This is a genomic window from Streptomyces sp. NPDC054961, from assembly GCF_053609145.1.
Genome location: NZ_JBSGWY010000008.1, coordinates 92,338 through 112,129 on the forward strand (window position 1 = coordinate 92,338; position 19,792 = coordinate 112,129).

General features: G+C 68.6%; 13 protein-coding genes. 11 read left to right on the forward strand and 2 right to left on the reverse strand.

The genetic code is table 11. From position 1 onward, the window contains the following. The first annotated feature begins 24 nt into the window (after positions 1 to 24). The 4 genes from acnA (at position 25) to ACWF9Z_RS10775 (ending at position 6,432) form a co-directional block, all read left to right on the forward strand. The gene (acnA, locus tag ACWF9Z_RS10760) at positions 25 to 2,739 is read left to right on the forward strand and encodes an aconitate hydratase AcnA (RefSeq protein ID WP_453600058.1); all 2,715 of its coding nucleotides are present in this window, start codon (positions 25 to 27) and stop codon (positions 2,737 to 2,739) included. Between the two features lie 306 nt (positions 2,740 to 3,045). Further along, on the forward strand, positions 3,046 to 4,497 hold the full coding sequence (gene ngcE / locus ACWF9Z_RS10765; protein WP_453600061.1) for an N-acetylglucosamine/diacetylchitobiose ABC transporter substrate-binding protein: 1,452 nt from the start codon (positions 3,046 to 3,048) through the stop codon (positions 4,495 to 4,497). 44 nt (positions 4,498 to 4,541) lie between these two features. Then, positions 4,542 to 5,486 carry a carbohydrate ABC transporter permease gene (locus ACWF9Z_RS10770; RefSeq protein ID WP_453600064.1) on the forward strand — a complete coding sequence of 315 codons (945 nt, stop codon included), beginning with the start codon at positions 4,542 to 4,544 and terminating at the stop codon, positions 5,484 to 5,486. Positions 5,487 to 5,502: 16 nt separating this feature from the next. Next, on the forward strand, positions 5,503 to 6,432 hold the full coding sequence (locus ACWF9Z_RS10775; RefSeq protein ID WP_453600066.1) for a carbohydrate ABC transporter permease: 930 nt from the start codon (positions 5,503 to 5,505) through the stop codon (positions 6,430 to 6,432). Here ACWF9Z_RS10775 and ACWF9Z_RS10780 read toward each other — a convergent pair. Next, positions 6,425 to 7,156 carry an MgtC/SapB family protein gene (locus tag ACWF9Z_RS10780; protein ID WP_453600069.1) on the reverse strand — a complete coding sequence of 244 codons (732 nt, stop codon included), beginning with the start codon at positions 7,154 to 7,156 and terminating at the stop codon, positions 6,425 to 6,427. The two genes, ACWF9Z_RS10775 and ACWF9Z_RS10780, sit on opposite strands and share 8 nt — an antisense overlap. 78 nt (positions 7,157 to 7,234) lie before the next feature. Beyond that, a complete protein-coding gene (gene mgtA, locus ACWF9Z_RS10785) occupies positions 7,235 to 9,955 on the reverse strand; it encodes a magnesium-translocating P-type ATPase (protein ID WP_453600072.1) in 2,721 nt (906 codons plus the stop codon). A gap of 588 nt (positions 9,956 to 10,543) precedes the next feature. Between mgtA and ACWF9Z_RS10790 the strand changes: the two genes are divergently transcribed. The 7 genes from ACWF9Z_RS10790 to ACWF9Z_RS10820 all read left to right on the forward strand — a co-directional run bounded on the left by ACWF9Z_RS10790 (position 10,544) and on the right by ACWF9Z_RS10820 (position 19,697). Then, positions 10,544 to 11,758, forward strand: coding sequence for an ROK family transcriptional regulator (locus tag ACWF9Z_RS10790; RefSeq protein ID WP_453600075.1), 1,215 nt, complete (start codon positions 10,544 to 10,546; stop codon positions 11,756 to 11,758). A 130-nt stretch (positions 11,759 to 11,888) separates the two neighbouring features. After that, the gene (locus tag ACWF9Z_RS10795) at positions 11,889 to 12,989 is read left to right on the forward strand and encodes a sugar ABC transporter substrate-binding protein (protein WP_453600078.1); all 1,101 of its coding nucleotides are present in this window, start codon (positions 11,889 to 11,891) and stop codon (positions 12,987 to 12,989) included. A 161-nt stretch (positions 12,990 to 13,150) separates the two neighbouring features. Next, positions 13,151 to 13,939 (forward strand): ATP-binding cassette domain-containing protein, encoded by a 789-nt coding sequence (locus ACWF9Z_RS10800; protein ID WP_453600081.1) that lies wholly within the window; start codon positions 13,151 to 13,153, stop codon positions 13,937 to 13,939. 26 nt (positions 13,940 to 13,965) lie between these two features. Beyond that, complete coding sequence (locus ACWF9Z_RS10805; protein WP_453600305.1) at positions 13,966 to 15,255, forward strand: sugar ABC transporter permease; 1,290 nt, start codon at positions 13,966 to 13,968, stop codon at positions 15,253 to 15,255. Between the two features lie 251 nt (positions 15,256 to 15,506). Then, complete coding sequence (gene dxs / locus ACWF9Z_RS10810; RefSeq protein ID WP_453600084.1) at positions 15,507 to 17,423, forward strand: 1-deoxy-D-xylulose-5-phosphate synthase; 1,917 nt, start codon at positions 15,507 to 15,509, stop codon at positions 17,421 to 17,423. Positions 17,424 to 17,557: 134 nt separating this feature from the next. Continuing rightward, a complete protein-coding gene (locus ACWF9Z_RS10815; RefSeq protein ID WP_453600087.1) occupies positions 17,558 to 19,078 on the forward strand; it encodes an amino acid permease in 1,521 nt (506 codons plus the stop codon). An 82-nt stretch (positions 19,079 to 19,160) separates the two neighbouring features. Beyond that, positions 19,161 to 19,697, forward strand: coding sequence for a GNAT family N-acetyltransferase (locus ACWF9Z_RS10820; RefSeq protein WP_453600089.1), 537 nt, complete (start codon positions 19,161 to 19,163; stop codon positions 19,695 to 19,697). Positions 19,698 to 19,792 lie beyond the last annotated feature (95 nt).

Here is a 19,792-nt window from a genome sequence, read left to right on the forward strand (position 1 = left end):
AATTCATGCATGAAGGAGACTGTCGTGTCGGCGAACAGCTTCGACGCCCGCAGCACGCTGCAGGTGGGCGACGAGTCGTACGAGATCTTCAAGCTGGACAAGGTCGAGGGCTCCGCCCGCCTTCCCTACAGCCTGAAGGTCCTGCTGGAGAACCTGCTCCGTACCGAGGACGGCGCGAACATCACCGCCGACCACATCCGGTCGCTCGGTAACTGGGACTCGCAGGCCCAGCCCAGCGAGGAGATCCAGTTCACGCCGGCCCGCGTGATCATGCAGGACTTCACCGGCGTCCCCTGCGTGGTGGACCTCGCCACCATGCGCGAGGCCGTCAAGGCCCTCGGCGGCGACCCGGCGAAGATCAACCCGCTCTCGCCCGCCGAGATGGTCATCGACCACTCGGTCATCGCCGACAAGTTCGGTACGAAGGACGCCTTCGCGCAGAACGTCGAGCTGGAGTACGGCCGCAACAAGGAGCGCTACCAGTTCCTGCGCTGGGGCCAGACCGCCTTCGACGACTTCAAGGTCGTCCCCCCGGGCACCGGCATCGTCCACCAGGTCAACATCGAGCACCTGGCCCGCACGGTCATGGTCCGTAACGGCCAGGCGTACCCCGACACCCTCGTCGGCACCGACTCGCACACCACCATGGTCAACGGCCTGGGCGTGCTGGGCTGGGGCGTCGGCGGCATCGAGGCCGAGGCCGCGATGCTCGGCCAGCCGGTCTCCATGCTGATCCCGCGCGTCGTCGGCTTCAAGCTGACCGGCGAGCTGCCGGCCGGCACCACCGCCACCGACCTCGTGCTGACCATCACCGAGATGCTGCGCAAGCACGGTGTCGTCGGCAAGTTCGTCGAGTTCTACGGTGAGGGCGTCGCCGCCACCTCGCTGGCCAACCGCGCCACCATCGGCAACATGTCGCCGGAGTTCGGTTCCACCGCCGCGATCTTCCCGATCGACGGCGAGACCCTGAAGTACCTGCGCCTGACCGGCCGCGACGCCCAGCAGGTCGCGCTCGTCGAGGCGTACGCCAAGGAGCAGGGCCTGTGGCTGGACCCGGCCGCCGAGCCGGACTTCTCCGAGAAGCTGGAGCTCGACCTCTCCACGGTCGTCCCCTCCATCGCCGGCCCGAAGCGCCCGCAGGACCGCATCGTCCTCGCCAACGCCGCCGAGCAGTTCACCGTGGACGTGCGCAACTACGTCAGCGACGACGAGGAGGCCGGCAAGGAGTCCTTCCCGGCGTCCGACGCCCCGGCGTCCTCCAACGGTGTGCCCACCAAGCCCACCCTGGTGACCCTGGCCGACGGCACCTCCTTCGAGATCGACCACGGCGCCGTCACCGTCGCCGCGATCACCTCCTGCACCAACACCTCGAACCCCTACGTCATGGTCGCCGCGGCGCTCGTGGCGAAGAAGGCGTCCGAGAAGGGCCTGACCCGCAAGCCCTGGGTCAAGACCACCCTGGCCCCGGGCTCGAAGGTCGTCACCGACTACTTCGACAAGGCCGGCCTGACCCCGTACCTCGACAAGATGGGCTTCAACCTCGTCGGGTACGGCTGCACCACCTGCATCGGCAACTCCGGTCCGCTGGACGAGGAGATCTCGAAGGCGATCAACGAGGCCGACCTCGCGGTCACCTCGGTGCTCTCGGGCAACCGCAACTTCGAAGGCCGCATCAACCCCGACGTCAAGATGAACTACCTGGCCTCCCCGCCGCTGGTCGTCGCGTACGCCATCGCGGGCTCCATGAAGGTGGACATCACCAAGGACGCCCTGGGCACCGACACCGAGGGCAAGCCGGTCTTCCTCGCGGACATCTGGCCCTCCGAGGCCGAGGTCAACGACGTCGTGGCGAACGCCATCGGCGAGGACATGTTCAGCAAGTCCTACCAGGACGTCTTCGCGGGCGACGCCCAGTGGCAGGCGCTGTCGATCCCGACCGGCAACACCTTCGAGTGGGACCCGCAGTCCACCTACGTCCGCAAGCCCCCTTACTTCGAGGGCATGACGATGGAGACCACGCCGGTCTCCGACATCGCCGGCGCCCGCGTGCTGGCGAAGCTGGGCGACTCGGTCACCACCGACCACATCTCCCCGGCCGGTGCGATCAAGGCCGACACCCCGGCCGGCAAGTACCTCACGGAGCACGGCGTCGAGCGCCGCGACTTCAACTCGTACGGTTCCCGCCGCGGCAACCACGAGGTCATGATCCGCGGTACGTTCGCCAACATCCGCCTCCGCAACCAGATCGCGGCGGGCACCGAGGGCGGCTTCACCCGCGACTTCACCGTCGACGGCGCGCCGGTCTCCTTCATCTACGACGCCTCGCAGAACTACCAGGCCGCCGGCATCCCGCTGGTCATCCTGGCGGGCAAGGAGTACGGCTCGGGCTCGTCCCGCGACTGGGCGGCCAAGGGCACCGCGCTGCTCGGCGTCAAGGCCGTCATCGCCGAGTCCTACGAGCGCATCCACCGCTCGAACCTGATCGGCATGGGCGTCCTGCCCCTGCAGTTCCCCGAGGGCGCCACGGCGGCCTCCCTGGGCCTCACCGGCGAGGAGACCTTCGCCTTCACCGGTGTGGAGGAGCTGAACAACGGCACCACCCCGCGCACCGTCAAGGTGACCACCGAGACGGGCGTGGAGTTCGACGCGGTCGTCCGCATCGACACCCCGGGTGAGGCGGACTACTACCGCAACGGCGGCATCATGCAGTACGTGCTCCGCAACCTCATCCGCGGCTAAGCACATATCAGCACCAAAGGGCCGTACCTCCGTTAAGGAGGTACGGTCCTTCCGTTTCGGCGGGCGGCTCCGACGGGCCAGGTCAGGTGACGGTGAGGTCTCAACTCGGAAAAGCCGGGGCTCAGACCTGCACATGATCTTGCTCACAGGAGCGGAAGTGGACTATACCTGTGCCCGTCCGGATCACCGCGAAACGAGCGGCCCCGGGCGGGGGGACGGCGGGGACCTGCGGTGATGTCCGCATGCGCGGCAGCAGTCGCACTTTCCTTCCTCCTTCACACTCCTGACGAAGGCGAGGACTTGAGCATGGGATCCACCTCCGCCCACGGCGAGAACAGCAACGGTGAGGGCCTCGGCCGCCGGGACCTGATCAAGCGCTCCGCGGCACTCGGCCTGATCGCCGTACCGACGATGAGCTTCCTGTCGGCTTGCGCCTCCGGCTCCGACGAGACGACCAAGGGCAACGAGTCCAAGGTGGCCGCGACCAAGGAGAACCCGTTCGGCGTCGCCAAGGGCGGCAAGCTCGACGTGGTCGTCTTCAAGGGCGGCTACGGCGACGACTACGCCAAGGCCTGGGAGGCCGCGTTCGACAAGAAGTGGGGCACCACTTCCTCCCACCTCTCCACCCAGGAGATCACCTCCAAGCTGCAGCCGCGCTTCAACGGCGGCAACCCGCCGGACGTCGTCGACGACTCCGGCGCCCAGCAGATCAAGCTGGACGTGCTCGCCAAGGGCGACCAGCTCGCCGACCTCACCGTGGTGCTCGACGCCCCGTCGCTCGACGACCCGTCGAAGAAGGTCCGGGACACGCTGATGCCCGGCACCGTCGAGGGCGGCATGATCGGCGGCAAGTTCGTCGCACTGCAGTACGTCTACACCGTCTACGGCCTGTGGTACTCCGGCAAGCTCTTCAAGGAGAAGGGCTGGACCCCTCCGAAGACCTGGCCCGAGTTCATGGAGATCTGCAAGAAGGCCAAGGAAGCCGGCATCGGCGGCCTCGCCCACCAGGGCAAGTACCCGTACTACATCAACGTCGCCATCATGGACCTGATCGCCAAGAAGGGCGGCCTGGACGCCATGAAGGCGATCGACAACCTGGAGCCCAACGCCTTCGCGGACAACCCGGTGGCGCTCGAGGCGGTCGAGGCGGTCTACGAGATCGTCGAGAAGGACCTGCTGATGCCGGGCACCAACGGCCTGACGCACACCGAGTCCCAGACCCAGTGGAACCAGTACAAGGCCGCCTTCATCACCTCCGGCTCCTGGCTCGAGAACGAGCAGCTCAAGCAGACCCCGGAAGACTTCGACATGCAGTTCCTGCCGATGCCGGTGCTGCCCGACAGCAAGCTGCCCTTCGAGGCCATCCGCGCCGGCGCCGGCGAGCCCTTCATCGTTCCGGAGAAGGCCGCCAACAAGGCCGGCGGCCTGGAGTTCCTCCGCTCGATGCTCTCCCGCGAGTGGTCGACCCTCTTCGCCCAGCAGGCCAACTCCCTCACCGTCCTCAAGGACGGCGTGGACCCGTCGGTCAAGCTCCGCCCCGGCACGCAGTCGGCCGTCGCCGCACTCAAGGCGGCGGGCGATAATACGTTCAACTACCGCTACGCGGACTGGTACAGCGAGATGGGCACGGAGCTGGAGAACGCGTCCAATGAGCTGATGGCCAAGCGCATCCAGCCCAAGGAATGGATCAAGCGGGCCCAGGCTGCGGTAGACAAGGCCACCAAGGACCCGAACGCCAAGAACAACAAGCGCAGCTGACAACCGCGTCCACCGGTCACCCGGAACCACCAGGGACGGACACCATGAGCCACGTAGCACACAGCAAAGGGCGGGGCGGCTTCATCGCCGGCTTCCTCATCCTGCCCGTCGCGCTGTACCTGACCTTTGTCATCTGGCCGTACATCCAGACGTTCGGCTACTCCTTCACCAACTGGACGGGTCAGTCACCGACTTTCGACTTCGTCGGTCTGGAGAACTACTCGACCCTGCTGAAGGACGAGGTCTTCCGCGGCGCCCTGCTGCACAACCTGCTGCTCCTGGTGTTCGTCCCGACGGTCACCATCCTGATCTCCCTGTTCTTCGCCTTCATGCTGAACGCCGGCGGGCGCGGCGGTGCGGGCGGCGTCCAGGGAGTCGCGGGCTCCGCCCTTTACAAGGTGATCTACTTCTTCCCGCAGGTCCTCTCCCTCGCCATCCTCGCGGTGCTCTTCGGAGCCGTGTACCGCAGCGACGAGGGAGGGCTGCTGAACGGTTTCCTCACCAAACTGGGCCTGGTCGACCCGGCCCACCCGGTCGAATGGCTCAACGAGCCCAAGTTCGTCCTCTGGTGCCTGCTGCTCGTCGTCGTCTGGCACGGGGTCGGCTTCTACCTCGTCCTGTTCTCGGCCGCCATGCAGTCGGTCCCCAAGGACATCTACGAGGCCGCACTGCTCGACGGCGCGGGGCGCGCCCAGACCTTCTTCAAGGTCACGCTGCCCCTGCTGTGGGATTCTGTGCAGACTTCCGCGGTCTATCTGGGCATCGCCGCGATGGACATGTTCGTCCTCGTGTCGACCATGACCTCGGGCCAGTTCGGCGGCGGACCGGACCATCACAGCGAGGTCATGGCGACGGTGCTGATGCGGAACTTCCTCTACTTCGGCAAGGCCGGCTACGCCTGCGCCATGGGGGTCGTGATGCTCGTCCTCACCCTGATCCTCTCCGCCATCACGCTGCGGGCCACTCGCCGCGAGCACGTCGAGTTCTAGCGGGAGAAGAACCACGATGACCACAGTTGTCAAAGCACCGGGCGAGGCGGCGGCCAAGAAGCGCTCCGCCGGCGCCGGCCAGCCCCGCGGGAAGAGCAAGAACGGCTCCGACGGCATGGTCCTCAACGTCTTCTCGCACGGCTTCCTCGCCGTGTGGGGGATATTGATCATCCTGCCGCTGATCTGGCTGGTGCTCGGTTCGTTCAAGACCGACGTGCAGATCGGCGAATCGGCCCTGAGCTGGCCGGCCAACTGGCACTTCGACGCCTTCCCCCGCGCCTGGAACAAGGGGATCGGGAGCTACTTCGCCAACACGCTGATCGTGATGGTGTTCTCGGTCCCGCTGACCATGCTGCTCGGCTCGATGGCCGCGTACGTCCTGGCCCGCTACCCCTTCTGGGGCAACCGGGCGATCTACTACTTCTTCGTCAGCGGGGCCATGTTCCCCGTCTTCCTGGCGCTCGTCCCGCTGTTCTTCATGGTGAAGCGGCTGGACATGCTCAACACGTACCAGGGGCTGATCCTGGTGTACGTGGCGTACTCGATGCCGTTCACCGTCTTCTTCATGCACTCGTTCTTCAGGACGCTGCCGACGGCCGTGCACGAGGCGGCGGTCATCGACGGGGCCTCGCACACCCGGATCTTCTTCCAGGTGATGATGCCGATGGCCAAGCCCGGCCTGATCAGCGTCGGGATATTCAATGTCCTGGGGCAGTGGAACCAGTACATCCTGCCGTCCGTGCTGATGCAGCCGCAGACGGGATCGGACCCCGAGCGCTACATGCTCACCCAGGGCCTGATCCAGCTGCAGTACCAGATGGGCTACGAGACGGACCTGCCGGTGCTGTTCGCCGGCGTGACCATCGCGATGATCCCCATGCTGGTGGTCTACCTGTCCTTCCAGCGGCAGATCCAGGCCGGCCTGACCTCCGCCACCCTCAAGTAGCGGCGGCGGACGGGTCGGGCACCACCGACCAGCTGACCGCCGAGACGGAGGGGTCGAGAGAGAGGTTGCTGACGGCTTCCTCGAGCATCCGGCCCCCTTCGCCCTCGGCGGTCAGCAGCGCGGACACCGTCACCAGGCCGGCCTCCGGGCCGTCCTGGCTGCGGATCGAGCGCAGCTGGTAGCCCGGCCGGCCGAGCGCGTCGACCAGCCGGTGGCGGATGTGGGCCTCCTCCGCCTCCAGGCACACGGCCTCGAAGTGCAGGTCGGTGGCGACCTCGGCCCCGCCGCCCGGCTCGCGGTCCATGCGCCGGCCCAGCGGGCGCAGCAGGAGGTTGGCTCCCACCACGCCCGCCGTGCCGAAGGCCGCCAGGACGAACATCCCCGTGCCGGCGAGGCAGCCCACGGCCGCCGAACACCACAGGGTGGCGGCGGTGTTCAGGCCCCGCACGCTCATCCCGTCGCGCATGATCACGCCGGCGCCGAGGAAGCCGATCCCCGAGACGATCTGGGCGGCGACCCGCGAGCCGTCGTACTGGACCTCCGAGACCTCGCGCAGGAACCCGTACTGCGAGAGCAGCACGAAGAGCGCGGCGCCGCCCGCCACCAGGGCGTTGGTCCGCAGGCCCGCCATCCGGGCCCGCCACTGCCGTTCCAGGCCGATGGCGGCCCCGAACCCGAGCGCCGCGGCCAGGTGCCCGGCCATCTCCCATTCGGTGAGACGCATCGGCCCCCTCCCTTCTCCTCGTCCCGCGCGGGCTTCTCGTCCCGCGCGGCTCCCGGCGCGGTGTGCCGCGCCGGGTTCTTACAGCCAGCTGTTGAACTTGCGGATGTACACGGTCTTCAGCAGCTGCGTGAGGGTGCAGTACGCGAGCAGGACGCCGATCAGCCACGGGAAGTAGCTCGCCGGCAGGGCCACGAAGCCCAGCGACTCGGCCAGCGGCGAGAAGGGCAGGTAGAGCCCGGTCAGGACCGCGAGGACGGTCATCACCATCACCGGCCAGGACGCCCGCGACTGGATGAAGGGGATCTTGCGGGTACGGATCATGTGGACGATCAGGGTCTGCGAGAGCAGGCCCTCGATGAACCAGCCGGACTGGAAGAGCGCCTGGCTCGCCTCGCTGTTGGCGGCGAACACGTTCCACATGATCACGAACATCGCGATGTCGAAGATCGAGCTGATGGGGCCGATGCAGACCATGAACCGGCCGATGCCCTTGGCGTCCCAGTTGCGGGGCTTGCGCAGGTACTCCTCGTCCATCCGGTCCCACGGCGTGGCCAGCTGCGCGATGTCGTAGACCAGGTTCTGCACCAGCAGCATGATCGCCAGCATGGGCTGGAACGGGATGAACGCGCTCGCCACCAGCACGGAGAAGACGTTGCCGAAGTTCGAGCTGGCCGTCATCTTGATGTACTTGATGGTGTTGCCGAAGGTGGTCCGGCCCTGGATCACGCCCTGCTCCAGGACGGTCAGGTCCTTCTCCAGCAGGATGATGTCCGCCGACTCCTTGGCGATGTCGACGGCGGTGTCGACCGAGATGCCGACGTCCGCGTCGCGCAGCGCGGCGGCGTCGTTGATGCCGTCCCCGAGGAAGCCGACCGTGTGGCCGTCGGCCTGCAGGGCCCGGACGATACGGGCCTTCTGGACCGGGTTGACCTTGGCGAAGACCGTCGTACGGGCGGCCAGCACGCGCAGCTCCGGGTCGTCCAGGGCGTCGAGCTCGCCGCCCGAGACCACGTGGCCGACGTCGATGCCGACGTCGGAGCAGACCCGGGCCGCCACCAGCTCGTTGTCGCCGGTGACGACCTTGACCGCGATGCCCTTGTCGGCGAGGCCCTGCAGGGCGGCGGCGGCGTCGGCCTTCGGCGGGTCGAGGAAGGCGAGGAAGCCGACCAGGGTCAGCTGGTCCTCGTCCGCGACGCTGTAGGTGTCACGGGGAGCGGCGACCGTGCGCGTGGCCACGGCGAGGACGCGCAGGCCCTGGCGGTTGTTGTCCTCGGCGATGCGGGTGGCGTGCCACCGCAGCTGCGCGGTCAGCTCGACCTTCCGGCCGCGGTCCGTCATGTGGGTGCAGAGGTCGAGGACCTCCTCGACCGCACCCTTGGTGATCATGATGTGCTCGGCGCGGCCGAGGCCGCCCACGATGCTGTTGCGGTTCAGGACCACGGACATCCGGCGCCGGGCGAAGTCGAAGGGGATCTCGTCGACCATCGAGAACCGAGCATCGACGACAACCTCCTCGGCCTCGCCCACGCGGTCGATGACCGCCTGGTCCATGAGGTTCTTCAGGCCCGTCTGGAAGTGCGAGTTGAGGTAGCCGTACTCCAGGACCTCGGTGTCCTCGTTGCCGTGCACGTCCAGGTAGCGGTCCAGGACGATCCGGTCCTCGGTGAGGGTGCCGGTCTTGTCCGTGCAGAGCACGTCCATCGCGCCCAGGTTCTGGATCGCGTTGAGCCGCTTGACGACGACCTTGCGCTTGGCCATGGCGACGGCGCCGCGCGCCAGGTTCGCGGAGACCACCATCGGCAGCATCTCGGGCGTCAGGCCCACCGCCACGGCGATCCCGAGGAGGAAGGCGGCGTTCCAGTCGCCCTTGGTGAACCCGTTGATCATGAAGACGACGGGGACCATCACCAGCATGAAGCGGATCAGCAGGAAGCTGACCTTGCGCACGCCGGTGTCGAAGTTGGTCTGCGGACGCTCGCCGACCAGCGAGCCGGCCATGGAGCCGAAGTAGGTGTCGGCGCCGGTGGCGACGACGACCGCGGTGGCGGTGCCCGAGGTCACCGAGGTGCCCATCAGGCAGAGGTTGTCGGCCTCGACCGGGTCGGTGGTCTCGAACTGCCCGAGGTCTTCGGTCCGGGTGTCGGCCTTGGCGACCGGCAGGGACTCGCCGGACAGGGCGGCCTGGCTGACCATCAGGTCCTTGGACGTGATGAGCCGCAGGTCGGCCGGGATCAGGTCGCCGGCGGCCAGCTTGACCACGTCGCCCGGGACCACCTGGTCCATCGGGATCTCGAAGGTGGTCGGGCCGGAACCGCTGCCGGCCCGGCGCTGCACCGCGCACGTGGTGGTGACGAGCTTCTTCAGCGCGTCGGCGGCCCGGCCCGAGCGGAACTCCTGCCAGAAGCGCAGCAGTCCGCTGATCCCGACCATCACCGAGAGGATGACGACACCGGGGTCGGACGGGTCCTGCCAGTACATGACGGCGGCCAGGAAGACCAGGACCCCGATGAAGGGGTTCCAGTACGCCTTGGCGAGCTGGAGCCACCAGCGGGGGGCGCGCTCCTGGGCGATCACGTTCGCGCCGCCGCGCTCCAGGCGCAGCGAGGCCTCGGTGTGCGTGAGGCCGTTGCGGGTGGCGGACAGGTCCTGCAGGACCTGGGGGCCGGGGCGGGCGCTGAGCTCGGCGAGCCGCTCGCCGGCGATCCGGGTGCGGGCCTGGAGTTCGGCGGCCTTGCGCTCGCGCCGGCCCCGGCCCGGGGGTGCGAGCTTCGAGGGGGAGCGGGGGGTGAGCATGGTCATGACGATTTCCTCCCTCCACGGTGTCCGGGCAGCGCGGAGCCGAGCGGTCACGTGGAGTGGTCATGGGTCGGCGCGGGGCGGCACGTCAGGCCGCGGGGCACACCGGTGGGCATGGGGGACGCGGGCCGGACCGGGGTGCCGGGTCACGCGGAAGGGGTGGCGAAGAGGGACGAGCACACGTACGGGGGCAGCGCGGGGCCGCGGGCGTACACACGCGGAGAAGGAACGGCCCGTCGGTGACGGTGGCGGTCAGCCGAGGAGAGCGCTGCAAGGACTTCGATCGGGACTCATCCCGAACACCTCCTCGCGTAGCGCTGTCATCACAGAGGGCGCCCGGTCCGGCCGTGAAGACCGTGGAAGACCAGCGCCTCAGCGACCGTAGCACGACACGGATGGATGTTTCTCTCATACTTATGACCGGTAGGAGCCGATTCGTGCCGTGTAGGCCTCTTGACGTCTCGGGGCGCAAAGGCTCGACTTAAGGTTCACAAGTTGGAGAGACGCCGGGGTCTCGGAGTACACAGCCGCTGACGGTCCCGGCCGGGGGGCGACGGCTTGCCGTTGCTTATGGGCAGGAGTGGATGAGTCGTGCAGACTCCCGGATCGCAGTCTTCACTGCATCGCGCGAATCTGGAGCGCGTCGTACGGGCGGTGCGGCTCGCGGGTTCGCTGACCCAGGCGGAGATCGCCCGGACCACCGGACTCTCGGCGGCCACGGTCTCGAACATCGTCCGGGAGCTCAAGGAGGCCGGGACGGTCGAGGTCACGGACACCTCGGCCGGCGGCCGACGGGCGCGCAGCGTCTCGCTCAGCGGTGACGCGGGCATCGTGATCGGCGTGGACTTCGGCCATACGCACCTGCGGGTGGCCGTCGGCAACCTCGCCCACCAGGTGCTGGCCGAGGAGTCGGAGCCACTGGACGTGGACGCCTCCTGGGTGGAGGGCTTCGACCGGGCCGAGGCCCTGGTCGGGCGGCTGATCGCGGGCATCGACGTGGGCCTGGACAAGGTGATCGGCGTCGGGCTCGGCGTCCCCGGCCCCATCGACGTGGAATCCGGAACGCTGGGCTCCACCGCGATCCTGCCGGGCTGGGCCGGGATCAACCCGCGCCAGGAGCTCTCGCGGCGCCTGGGCGTGCCCGTGTACGTGGACAACGACGCGAACCTCGGGGCGCTGGGCGAGCTCGTCTGGGGGAGCGGGCGCGGAGTGAAGGACCTGGCGTACATCAAGGTCGCCAGCGGCGTTGGCGCGGGGCTGGTGATCAACGGGCAGATCTACCGCGGACCGGGCGGCACCGCCGGCGAGATCGGGCACATCACCCTGGACGAATCGGGCCCCGTCTGCCGCTGCGGCAACCGCGGCTGCCTGGAGACCTTCGCCGCCGCCCGGTACGTGCTGCCGCTCCTGCAGAGCAGCCACGGGCCGGAGTTGACGATGGAGCGGGTGGTCGAGCTGGCCCGGGGCGGGGACCCGGGCTGCCGTCGGGTCATCACGGACGTGGGCCGCCACATCGGCAGCGGTGTGGCCAGTCTGTGCAACCTCCTGAACCCGAGCCGGGTGGTCCTGGGGGGCTCGCTCGCCGACGCCGGTGAACTGGTCCTGGCGCCCATCCGTGAATCGGTGGGGAGGTACGCGATCCCCAGCGCGGCCCGCCAACTGTCGGTGCTCACCGGGTCCCTGGGCGGGCGCGCGGAGGTGCTGGGGGCGCTGGCCCTCGTACTCAGCGAGATGGGCGATTCGACACTTTTGGCAGAAAATAGCAGTGGGGTGCGGGCTCCCGCCCTCTTGTCTTCAGTTAGATAACGGATGGCACCGTTGTCATCTCGTTAAGGATTCACTCCTTGACGGCAAACTCGCGGCCGGGGTTGACTCACATCCACCTCGGCCGCAGTGCTGCGGCCTCGTCAGGGAGGTTCAAGTAATGAACACGCGTATGCGCAGAGCCGCCGTCGCCGTCGCCGCCAGCGCCATGGCCGTCTCGCTCGCCGCTTGTGGCAGTGCGAAGGAGTCCGGCGACAAGAAGGACGCCTCCGCCGCAGTCAAGGGCAGTGCGATCAAGGTCGGTCTGCTCCTGCCGGAGAACCAGACCGCGCGTTACGAGAAGTTCGACAAGCCGCTCATCGAGAAGGCCGTCGCCGATCTGACCGCCGGCAAGGGCGAAGTGGTCTACGCCAACGCCAAGCAGGACGCGACCACGCAGAACTCGCAGGTCGACACGATGATCACCAACAAGGTGAACGTCCTGATCATCGACGCGGTGGACTCCAAGGCCATAGCGGGCTCGGTCAAGAAGGCCAAGGAGGCCGGCATCCCGGTCGTGGCCTACGACCGACTGGCCGAGGGCCCGATCGACGCCTACACCTCCTTCGACAACGAAGAGGTCGGCAAGGTCCAGGGCAAGGCGCTCCTCGAGGCGCTGGGCGACAAGGCCAAGGACGGCCAGATCGTCATGATGAACGGTTCGGTCACCGACCCGAACGCCAAGCTGTTCAAGCAGGGCGCGCACTCCGTCCTCGACGGCAAGGTGAACGTCGCCAAGGAGTACGACACCGTCGAGTGGAAGCCGGAGAACGCCAACACCAACATGGCGGCCGCGCTCTCCGCGGTCGGCAAGGACAAGATCGTCGGCGTCTACTCCGCCAACGACGGCATGGCGGGCGGCATCATCACCGCCCTCAAGGCGGCCAACCTGTCGCCCCTGCCCCCGGTCACGGGCCAGGACGCCGAACTCGCCGGTGTGCAGCGGATCGTCGCGGGCGAGCAGTTCATGAGCGTCTACAAGCCGTACGCCCCCGAGGCCGAGGCCGCCGCGAAGATGGCCGTCGCCCTCGCCAAGGGTGACTCCATCGCGACCACGGCCACCGCCAAGGTCGACAGCCCCACCACCAAGGGCGTTCCCTCCCTGCTGATCCCGGTGATCTCGCTGACCAAGGCGAACATCAAGGACACCGTCATCCGTGACAACGTCTACACGGCCGACGAGATCTGCTCGGACAAGTACGCGGCCGCCTGCGCCACCCTCGGCCTGAAGTAAGGCCGCCGCCGCGCTCGGCCCCGCCGAGCCGGCCCCCCTTTCCTGTCCGGCGTTCCCGCCTCCATCCCGCCACCGGCGGGACGCCGGACAGAAACGTTTCTTCCCTACCCCCGTGGTCCTGCTCTTTTGCACGACATCCCCGCCGGTCAGGCGGCAAGGAGATGGTTCATGTGTCCGCTGCGCCCGTACTGGCGTTGCGAGGGGTCTCGAAGCGGTTCGGCGCCGTTCAGGCCCTCACCGACGTAGAACTCGAGATCCACGCCGGCGAGGTGGTCGCCCTCGTCGGCGACAACGGCGCCGGTAAGTCCACGCTGGTCAAGACGATCGCCGGCGTGCACCCCATCGATGACGGAGTCATCGAGTGGGAGGGGCGTCCGGTTTCGATCACCAAGCCCCACGACGCCCAGAACCTGGGCATCGCGACGGTCTACCAGGACCTCGCGCTGTGCGACAACATCGATGTCGTCGGCAACCTCTTCCTGGGCCGCGAACTCAAGCGGCGCGGCGTCCTCGACGAGGTGGAGATGGAGCGGCGCGCCCGCGAGCTCCTGACCACCCTCTCGATCCGCATCCCCAGCGTCCGCATCCCCATCGCCTCGCTCTCCGGCGGCCAGCGCCAGACCGTGGCGATCGCCCGCTCCATGCTGGGCGAGCCCCAGCTCGTCATCCTCGACGAGCCCACGGCCGCCCTCGGCGTCGAGCAGACCGCGCAGGTCCTGGACCTGGTGGAGCGGCTGCGCGAGCGCGGCCACGCGGTCATCCTCATCAGCCACAACATGGCCGATGTGAAGGCCGTCGCCGACAAGGTGGCGGTGCTGCGGCTGGGCCGCAACAACGGCGTCTTCTCCGTGAAGGACACCTCGCAGGAAGAGATCATCTCCGCCATCACCGGGGCCACGGACAACGCCGTGACCCGCCGGGCGGCCCGTACCGGGGAGGCCCGCAAGTGAGCACCAACAAGCATGCAGCCGGTCCGCTGGGCAAGCGCCCGGCCGCCCAGCCGCAGCACGTCGACCCGGTCAACCCGGCCGCCGCGCACGACGCCATCCCGGCCGTCGACCCCCGGCTGCTCGTCCGCGAGCAGGGCCTCGCCGGATACATGAGCGAGTTCGGCCGCAAGCTCAAGTCCGGCGACCTGGGCTCCGTGCCCGTCGTCCTGGGCCTGATCATCATCTGGAGCATCTTCCAGGGCCTGAACTCGAACTTCCTCGGTCCCGAGAACCTCACCAACATCGCGATCACGATGACGGCCACCGGCATGATCGCGGTCGGCATCATCTTCGTCCTGCTGCTCGGTGAGATCGACCTCTCGGTCGGCTCGGTCAGTGGTGTCTCGGGTGCGATCGTGGCCGTTCTCGCCGTCACCCACGGCGTCAACGAATGGCTGGCGATCCTCGCGGCGGTCGCGGGAGGTGCCCTGATCGGCTCCATCCACGGCTTCTTCTTCGCCAAGATCGGCGCCCCGGCCTTCGCCGTCACCCTCTCGGGCCTGCTCTTCTGGTCCGGCGCGATGCTGCAGATCCTCGGCAGCAACGGCACGATCAACCTCGACTCCGAGGGCGTGGTAGGCCAGCTGACCACGTACTTCTTCTCGGACGTGGCCGTCGGCTACGGGCTCGCCGCCCTCGCCGTGGTCGGGTACTTCTTCGCGACGTTCTTCGACGCGCGCCGTCGTGAGGCCGCCGGTGTCCCCTCCCGCCCGGTCGGCGAGATCGTGCTGCGCACCGCGCTCCTCGCGGTGTTCACCTTCGGCCCCGCGGTCGTGTTCAACCAGTACAAGGGCCTGCCGCTCGCGGTGGTGCTCTTCCTGCTGGCCCTGGTCGCCACCGACTTCCTCCTGCGGCGCACCTCCTTCGGCCGCCAGGTCTTCGCCCTCGGCGGCAGCGTCGAGGCCTCCCGGCGCGCCGGCATCAACGTCAACCGGGTCCGGATCACGGTCTTCTCGATCGCCGGTACCTTCGCGGCGATCGGCGGCCTCTTCTGGGCCTCCAAGATCGCGGCGGCCAACCAGAGCGCCGGCGCCGGCGACCTGCTGATGAACGTCATCGCGGCGGCCGTCATCGGCGGCACCAGCCTCTTCGGCGGACGCGGCCGGACCTGGAACGCCCTCCTGGGCGTCATGGTCATCACGTCCATCCAGTACGGTCTGGCCCTGGAGGGAATCGCGACGCCGATCCAGTACATGATCACGGGCGCCGTACTCCTCGCCACCGTGGTGATCGACTCGATCACCCGCAAGACGCAGAAGACGGCCGGACGCGCCTGATCCAGTGATCGGCGACTGACCCGGCGGTAAGAACCGTCACAGTGCCCGGTGCCACTTCGTGTGGTGCCGGGCACCTGTGCGTAGATACATGCGTACGTCTGTGCGGGTATGCGCCCGTTTGGTGGGTGTGGCTGCGTGCATACGTGTACAGGTATGACAAAGGCGTGACCGGACCGGGACCGCCCGATGATGCCCGCCGCGAGCGGAACATTAGACTCGACAGACCAGCAAGCAACTGCAAGGAGGCACGGGTGCTGCTGACCCGCATCAAGGGACCGCGCGATCTGGACCGGCTCAGCCAGGAGGAGCTCGATCAGCTCGCCGCCGAGATCAGGTCCTTCCTCGTCGACGCCGTCTCCAAGACCGGCGGGCACCTCGGCCCCAACCTCGGGGTGGTCGAGCTGACGATCGCCCTGCACCGGGTCTTCGACTCGCCGAAGGACAAGGTCCTCTTCGACACCGGCCACCAGGCCTACGTCCACAAGCTGCTCACCGGCCGTCAGGACTTCGGCGGGCTGCGCACCAAGGGCGGCCTCTCCGGCTACCCCTCGCGCGCCGAGTCCGAGCACGACGTGATCGAGAACTCGCACGCCTCCACCGTGCTGGGCTGGGCCGACGGCATCGCCAAGGCCAACGAGGTGCTCGGCAAGGAGGACCACCACGTCGCCGCGGTCATCGGCGACGGCGCCCTCACCGGCGGCATGGCCTGGGAGGCGCTGAACAACATCGCCGCCGCCAAGGACCGCCCGCTGGTGATCGTCGTCAACGACAACGAGCGCTCGTACGGCCCCACCATCGGCGGCCTCGCGAACCACCTCGCCACCCTGCGCACCACGGACGGCTACGAACGCTTCCTGGCCCGCGGCAAGGACCTCCTGGAGCGCACCCCGGTCGTCGGGAAGCCGCTCTACGAGACCCTGCACGGCGCCAAGAAGGGCCTCAAGGACTTCATCGCCCCGCAGGGCATGTTCGAGGACCTGGGCCTGAAGTACATCGGGCCCATCGACGGCCACGACATCGAGGCCCTGGAATCGGCCCTGCAGCGCGCCAAGCGCTTCAGCGGACCGGTCATCGTCCACTGCCTCACCCAGAAGGGCCGCGGCTACGAGCCGGCCGTCCAGGACGAGGCGGACCGCTTCCACGCGGTCGGCGTCATCCACCCGGACACCGGTCTGCCCGTCAGCACCGACGCCGCCAGCTGGACTTCCGTCTTCGCCGACGAGATGGTCAAGCTCGGCAAGGAGCGCAAGGACATCGTCGCGATCACCGCGGCCATGCTCCAGCCGGTCGGCCTGAAGAAGTTCGCCGACGCCTACCCGGACCGGATCTTCGACGTCGGCATCGCCGAGCAGCACGGCGCCACCTCGGCGGCGGGCCTGGCCACCGGCGGCGCCCACCCGGTCTTCGCGGTGTACGCCACCTTCCTCAACCGCGCCTTCGACCAGGTCCTGATGGACGTGGCCCTGCACAAGTGCGGAGTCACCTTCGTCCTGGACCGCGCCGGCGTCACCGGCACCGACGGCGCCTCCCACAACGGCATGTGGGACATGTCCATCCTCCAGGTCGTCCCGGGCCTGCGCCTGGCCGCCCCGCGTGACGCGGAGCAGCTGCGCGCCCAGCTGAACGAGGCCGTCCTGGTCAAGGACGCGCCGACCGTGGTGCGCTTCTCCAAGGGCGTCGTCGGCCCGGCCGTTCCGGCCGTCGGCAAGATCGGCGGCATGGACGTGCTGCGCGCCCCGGGAGCCGAGGTCACCCGACCGGACGTACTGCTCGTCTCGGTCGGCGCACTCGCCCCGATGTGCCTGGACATCGCCGATCTCCTCGACAAGCAGGGCATCTCCACCACCGTGGTCGACCCCCGTTGGGTCAAGCCGGTGGACGAGGCCCTGGCCCCGCTGGCCGACCGCCACCGCGTGGTCGTCACCGTCGAGGACAACAGCCGCGCGGGCGGCGTGGGCTCCGCCGTCGCGCAGGCACTGCGGGACGCGGGGGTCGACGTACCGCTGCGCGACTTCGGCATTCCCCAGCGCTTCCTGGACCACGCGAGCCGCAAGGAGGTCATGGCCGAGATCGGTCTGACCGCCCCGGACATCGCGCGGCAGGTCACCGGCCTGGTGGCCAAGCTCGACGGGCGCTACGACAGCGAGCCGGCCGCCGCCGTCGACTGACCGGCGCCTGATCATCTGCGGTTGCACACGACGGGCCGGAAGGGTCACCCTTGGAGGGTGGGCCTTCCGGCCCGTTTCGTTTCGACGAGCTGGTTTCCTGCGGTTCGATGCGGTCTCTCCTGTGAGGTGCGTCGGTGAGTACGAATCCGAATCTCAAAAGCCCCTTCCGTACCAAATCGGTCGAGCAGTCCATCCTCGACACCGAAGAGCCGGAACACGGGCTCAAGAAGTCCCTCTCCGCCTGGGACCTGACCGTCTTCGGCGTCGGTGTCATCATCGGCACCGGCATCTTCGTCCTCACCGGCAAGGTCGCCAAGGAGAGCGCCGGGCCCGCCACCGCCCTCGCGTTCGTCGCGGCCGGTGTGGTGTGCGCGCTGGCGGCCCTCTGCTACGCCGAGTTCGCCTCGACCGTGCCGGTGGCCGGATCCGCGTACACCTTCTCGTACGCCTCGATCGGAGAGCTCCCCGCCTGGATCATCGGCTGGGACCTGGTGCTGGAGTTCGCGCTCGGCACCGCCGTCGTCGCCGTCGGCTGGTCGGGCTACGTCCGCTCGCTGCTGGACAACGCGAGCCTCCATCTGCCCGCCTCGCTCGAGGGGCCCGACGTGCCGGGGGGTCACTTCGACCTGCTGGCCTTCGTCCTGGTGCTGGTCCTCACGGCGATCCTCGTCATCGGGGTGAAGCTCTCCGCGCGGATCACGGCGGTCGTCGTCGCGATCAAGGTCACGGTGGTGCTCATCGTGATCATCGCCGGACTGTTCTTCATCAACACCGACAACTACAAGCCGTTCATCCCGCCGGCCCAGCCCCAGACGGGCGGTTCCGGGCTGGACGCCCCCCTGGTCCAGCTCATCTTCGGCTACGAGCCCACCAACTTCGGCGTCATGGGCATCTTCACGGCCGCCTCCGTCGTCTTCTTCGCCTTCATCGGCTTCGACGTGGTGGCCACCGCCGCCGAGGAGACCAAGCTGCCGCAGCGGGACATGCCGCGCGGCATCCTCGGCTCGCTGATCCTCTGCACCGTGCTCTACGTGGCGGTTTCGGTCGTGGTGACCGGCATGGAGAACTACAAGGACCTCTCCATCAGCGCGCCCCTGGCCGACGCCTTCAAATCCGCGGGGCATCCGGTCTACGGAGGCATCATCAGCTTCGGCGCGGCGGTGGGCCTGGTGACGGTCTGCATGATCCTGCTGCTCGGCCAGACCCGGGTGTTCTTCGCGATGAGCCGCGACGGACTGCTGCCGCGCTTCTTCTCGCGGACCCACCCGAAGTTCCGTACGCCCTACCGGCCGACGATCCTGCTCGGCGTGATCATCGCGATCGTCTCCGGCTTCACCAGCATCAACGAACTGGCGACCCTGGTGAACATCGGCACGCTCTTCGCCTTCGTCGTCGTCGCGTTCGGCGTGATGGTCCTGCGCCGCACCCGGCCCGACCTGCACCGGTCCTTCCGCACCCCGTGGGTGCCCGTGGTGCCCATCCTGTCGATCGCCGCGTCGGTCTGGCTGATGCTCAACCTGCCGGCCGAGACCTGGCTGCGCTTCGTGATCTGGATGGCCGTCGGCTGCGTCGTCTACTTCCTCTACGGCAGGAAGCACAGCCGGCTGGGCCGGGGCGAGGGGATGACGGCCAACCCGGCGCGCGAGGGCCGCTGACCGCCCCGGCACACCCGATCGAGGGTCGTCGAAGTCCCGCCCGGCCGGCAGGGCTTGCGACGGCCCTCCCTAAGGTGGAGCCATGGAGATCACGACAGTGCTGGAGCCCTGGGCGGAAGGCGACTTCTGGCTGCTGCTCCGCAAGAACGAGCCCGCCATGACGGCGCACCTCGGAGGTCCGGAAACCGAGGCCAAGTTGGCGGACCGGCACCGGCGGTACGTGGCGCTGAGCGCCCGGGAGCCGGCGGCCGGACGGATGTTCCGGGTCGTCGCCGACGGCGAGAGCGTGGGCACCATCGGCTTCTGGGAGCGGGTCTGGCAGGACGAGGAGGTCTACGAGACCGGCTGGGGGATCCTCCCCGAGTTCCAGGGCCGGGGGCTCGCGGCCGTGGCCGCGCGTGCGCTCATCGCCCATGCGAGCGTCCACGGCACCCGCCGTCACCTGCACGCCTTCCCCTCCGTCGACCACCCGGCCTCCGTCGCGGTCTGCCGTGCGGCGGGCTTCAGGCTCCTCGGAGAGGTCCCGTTCGAGTATCCGCCCGGGCAGTGGCACGTGAGCGGGAACTGGTGCGTGGTGCTCGGCGAGGGCGGCGTCGGCGACGGCGACGGCGAGGTCTAGAAGCAGTGCGGTGCCCGGGGGGGGGGGGGGGGGGGCGCCCGGGCGCCCGCCCCCCCCCCCCCCGCCCCCCGCCCCCGCGGGCGGGCGCGCGGGCG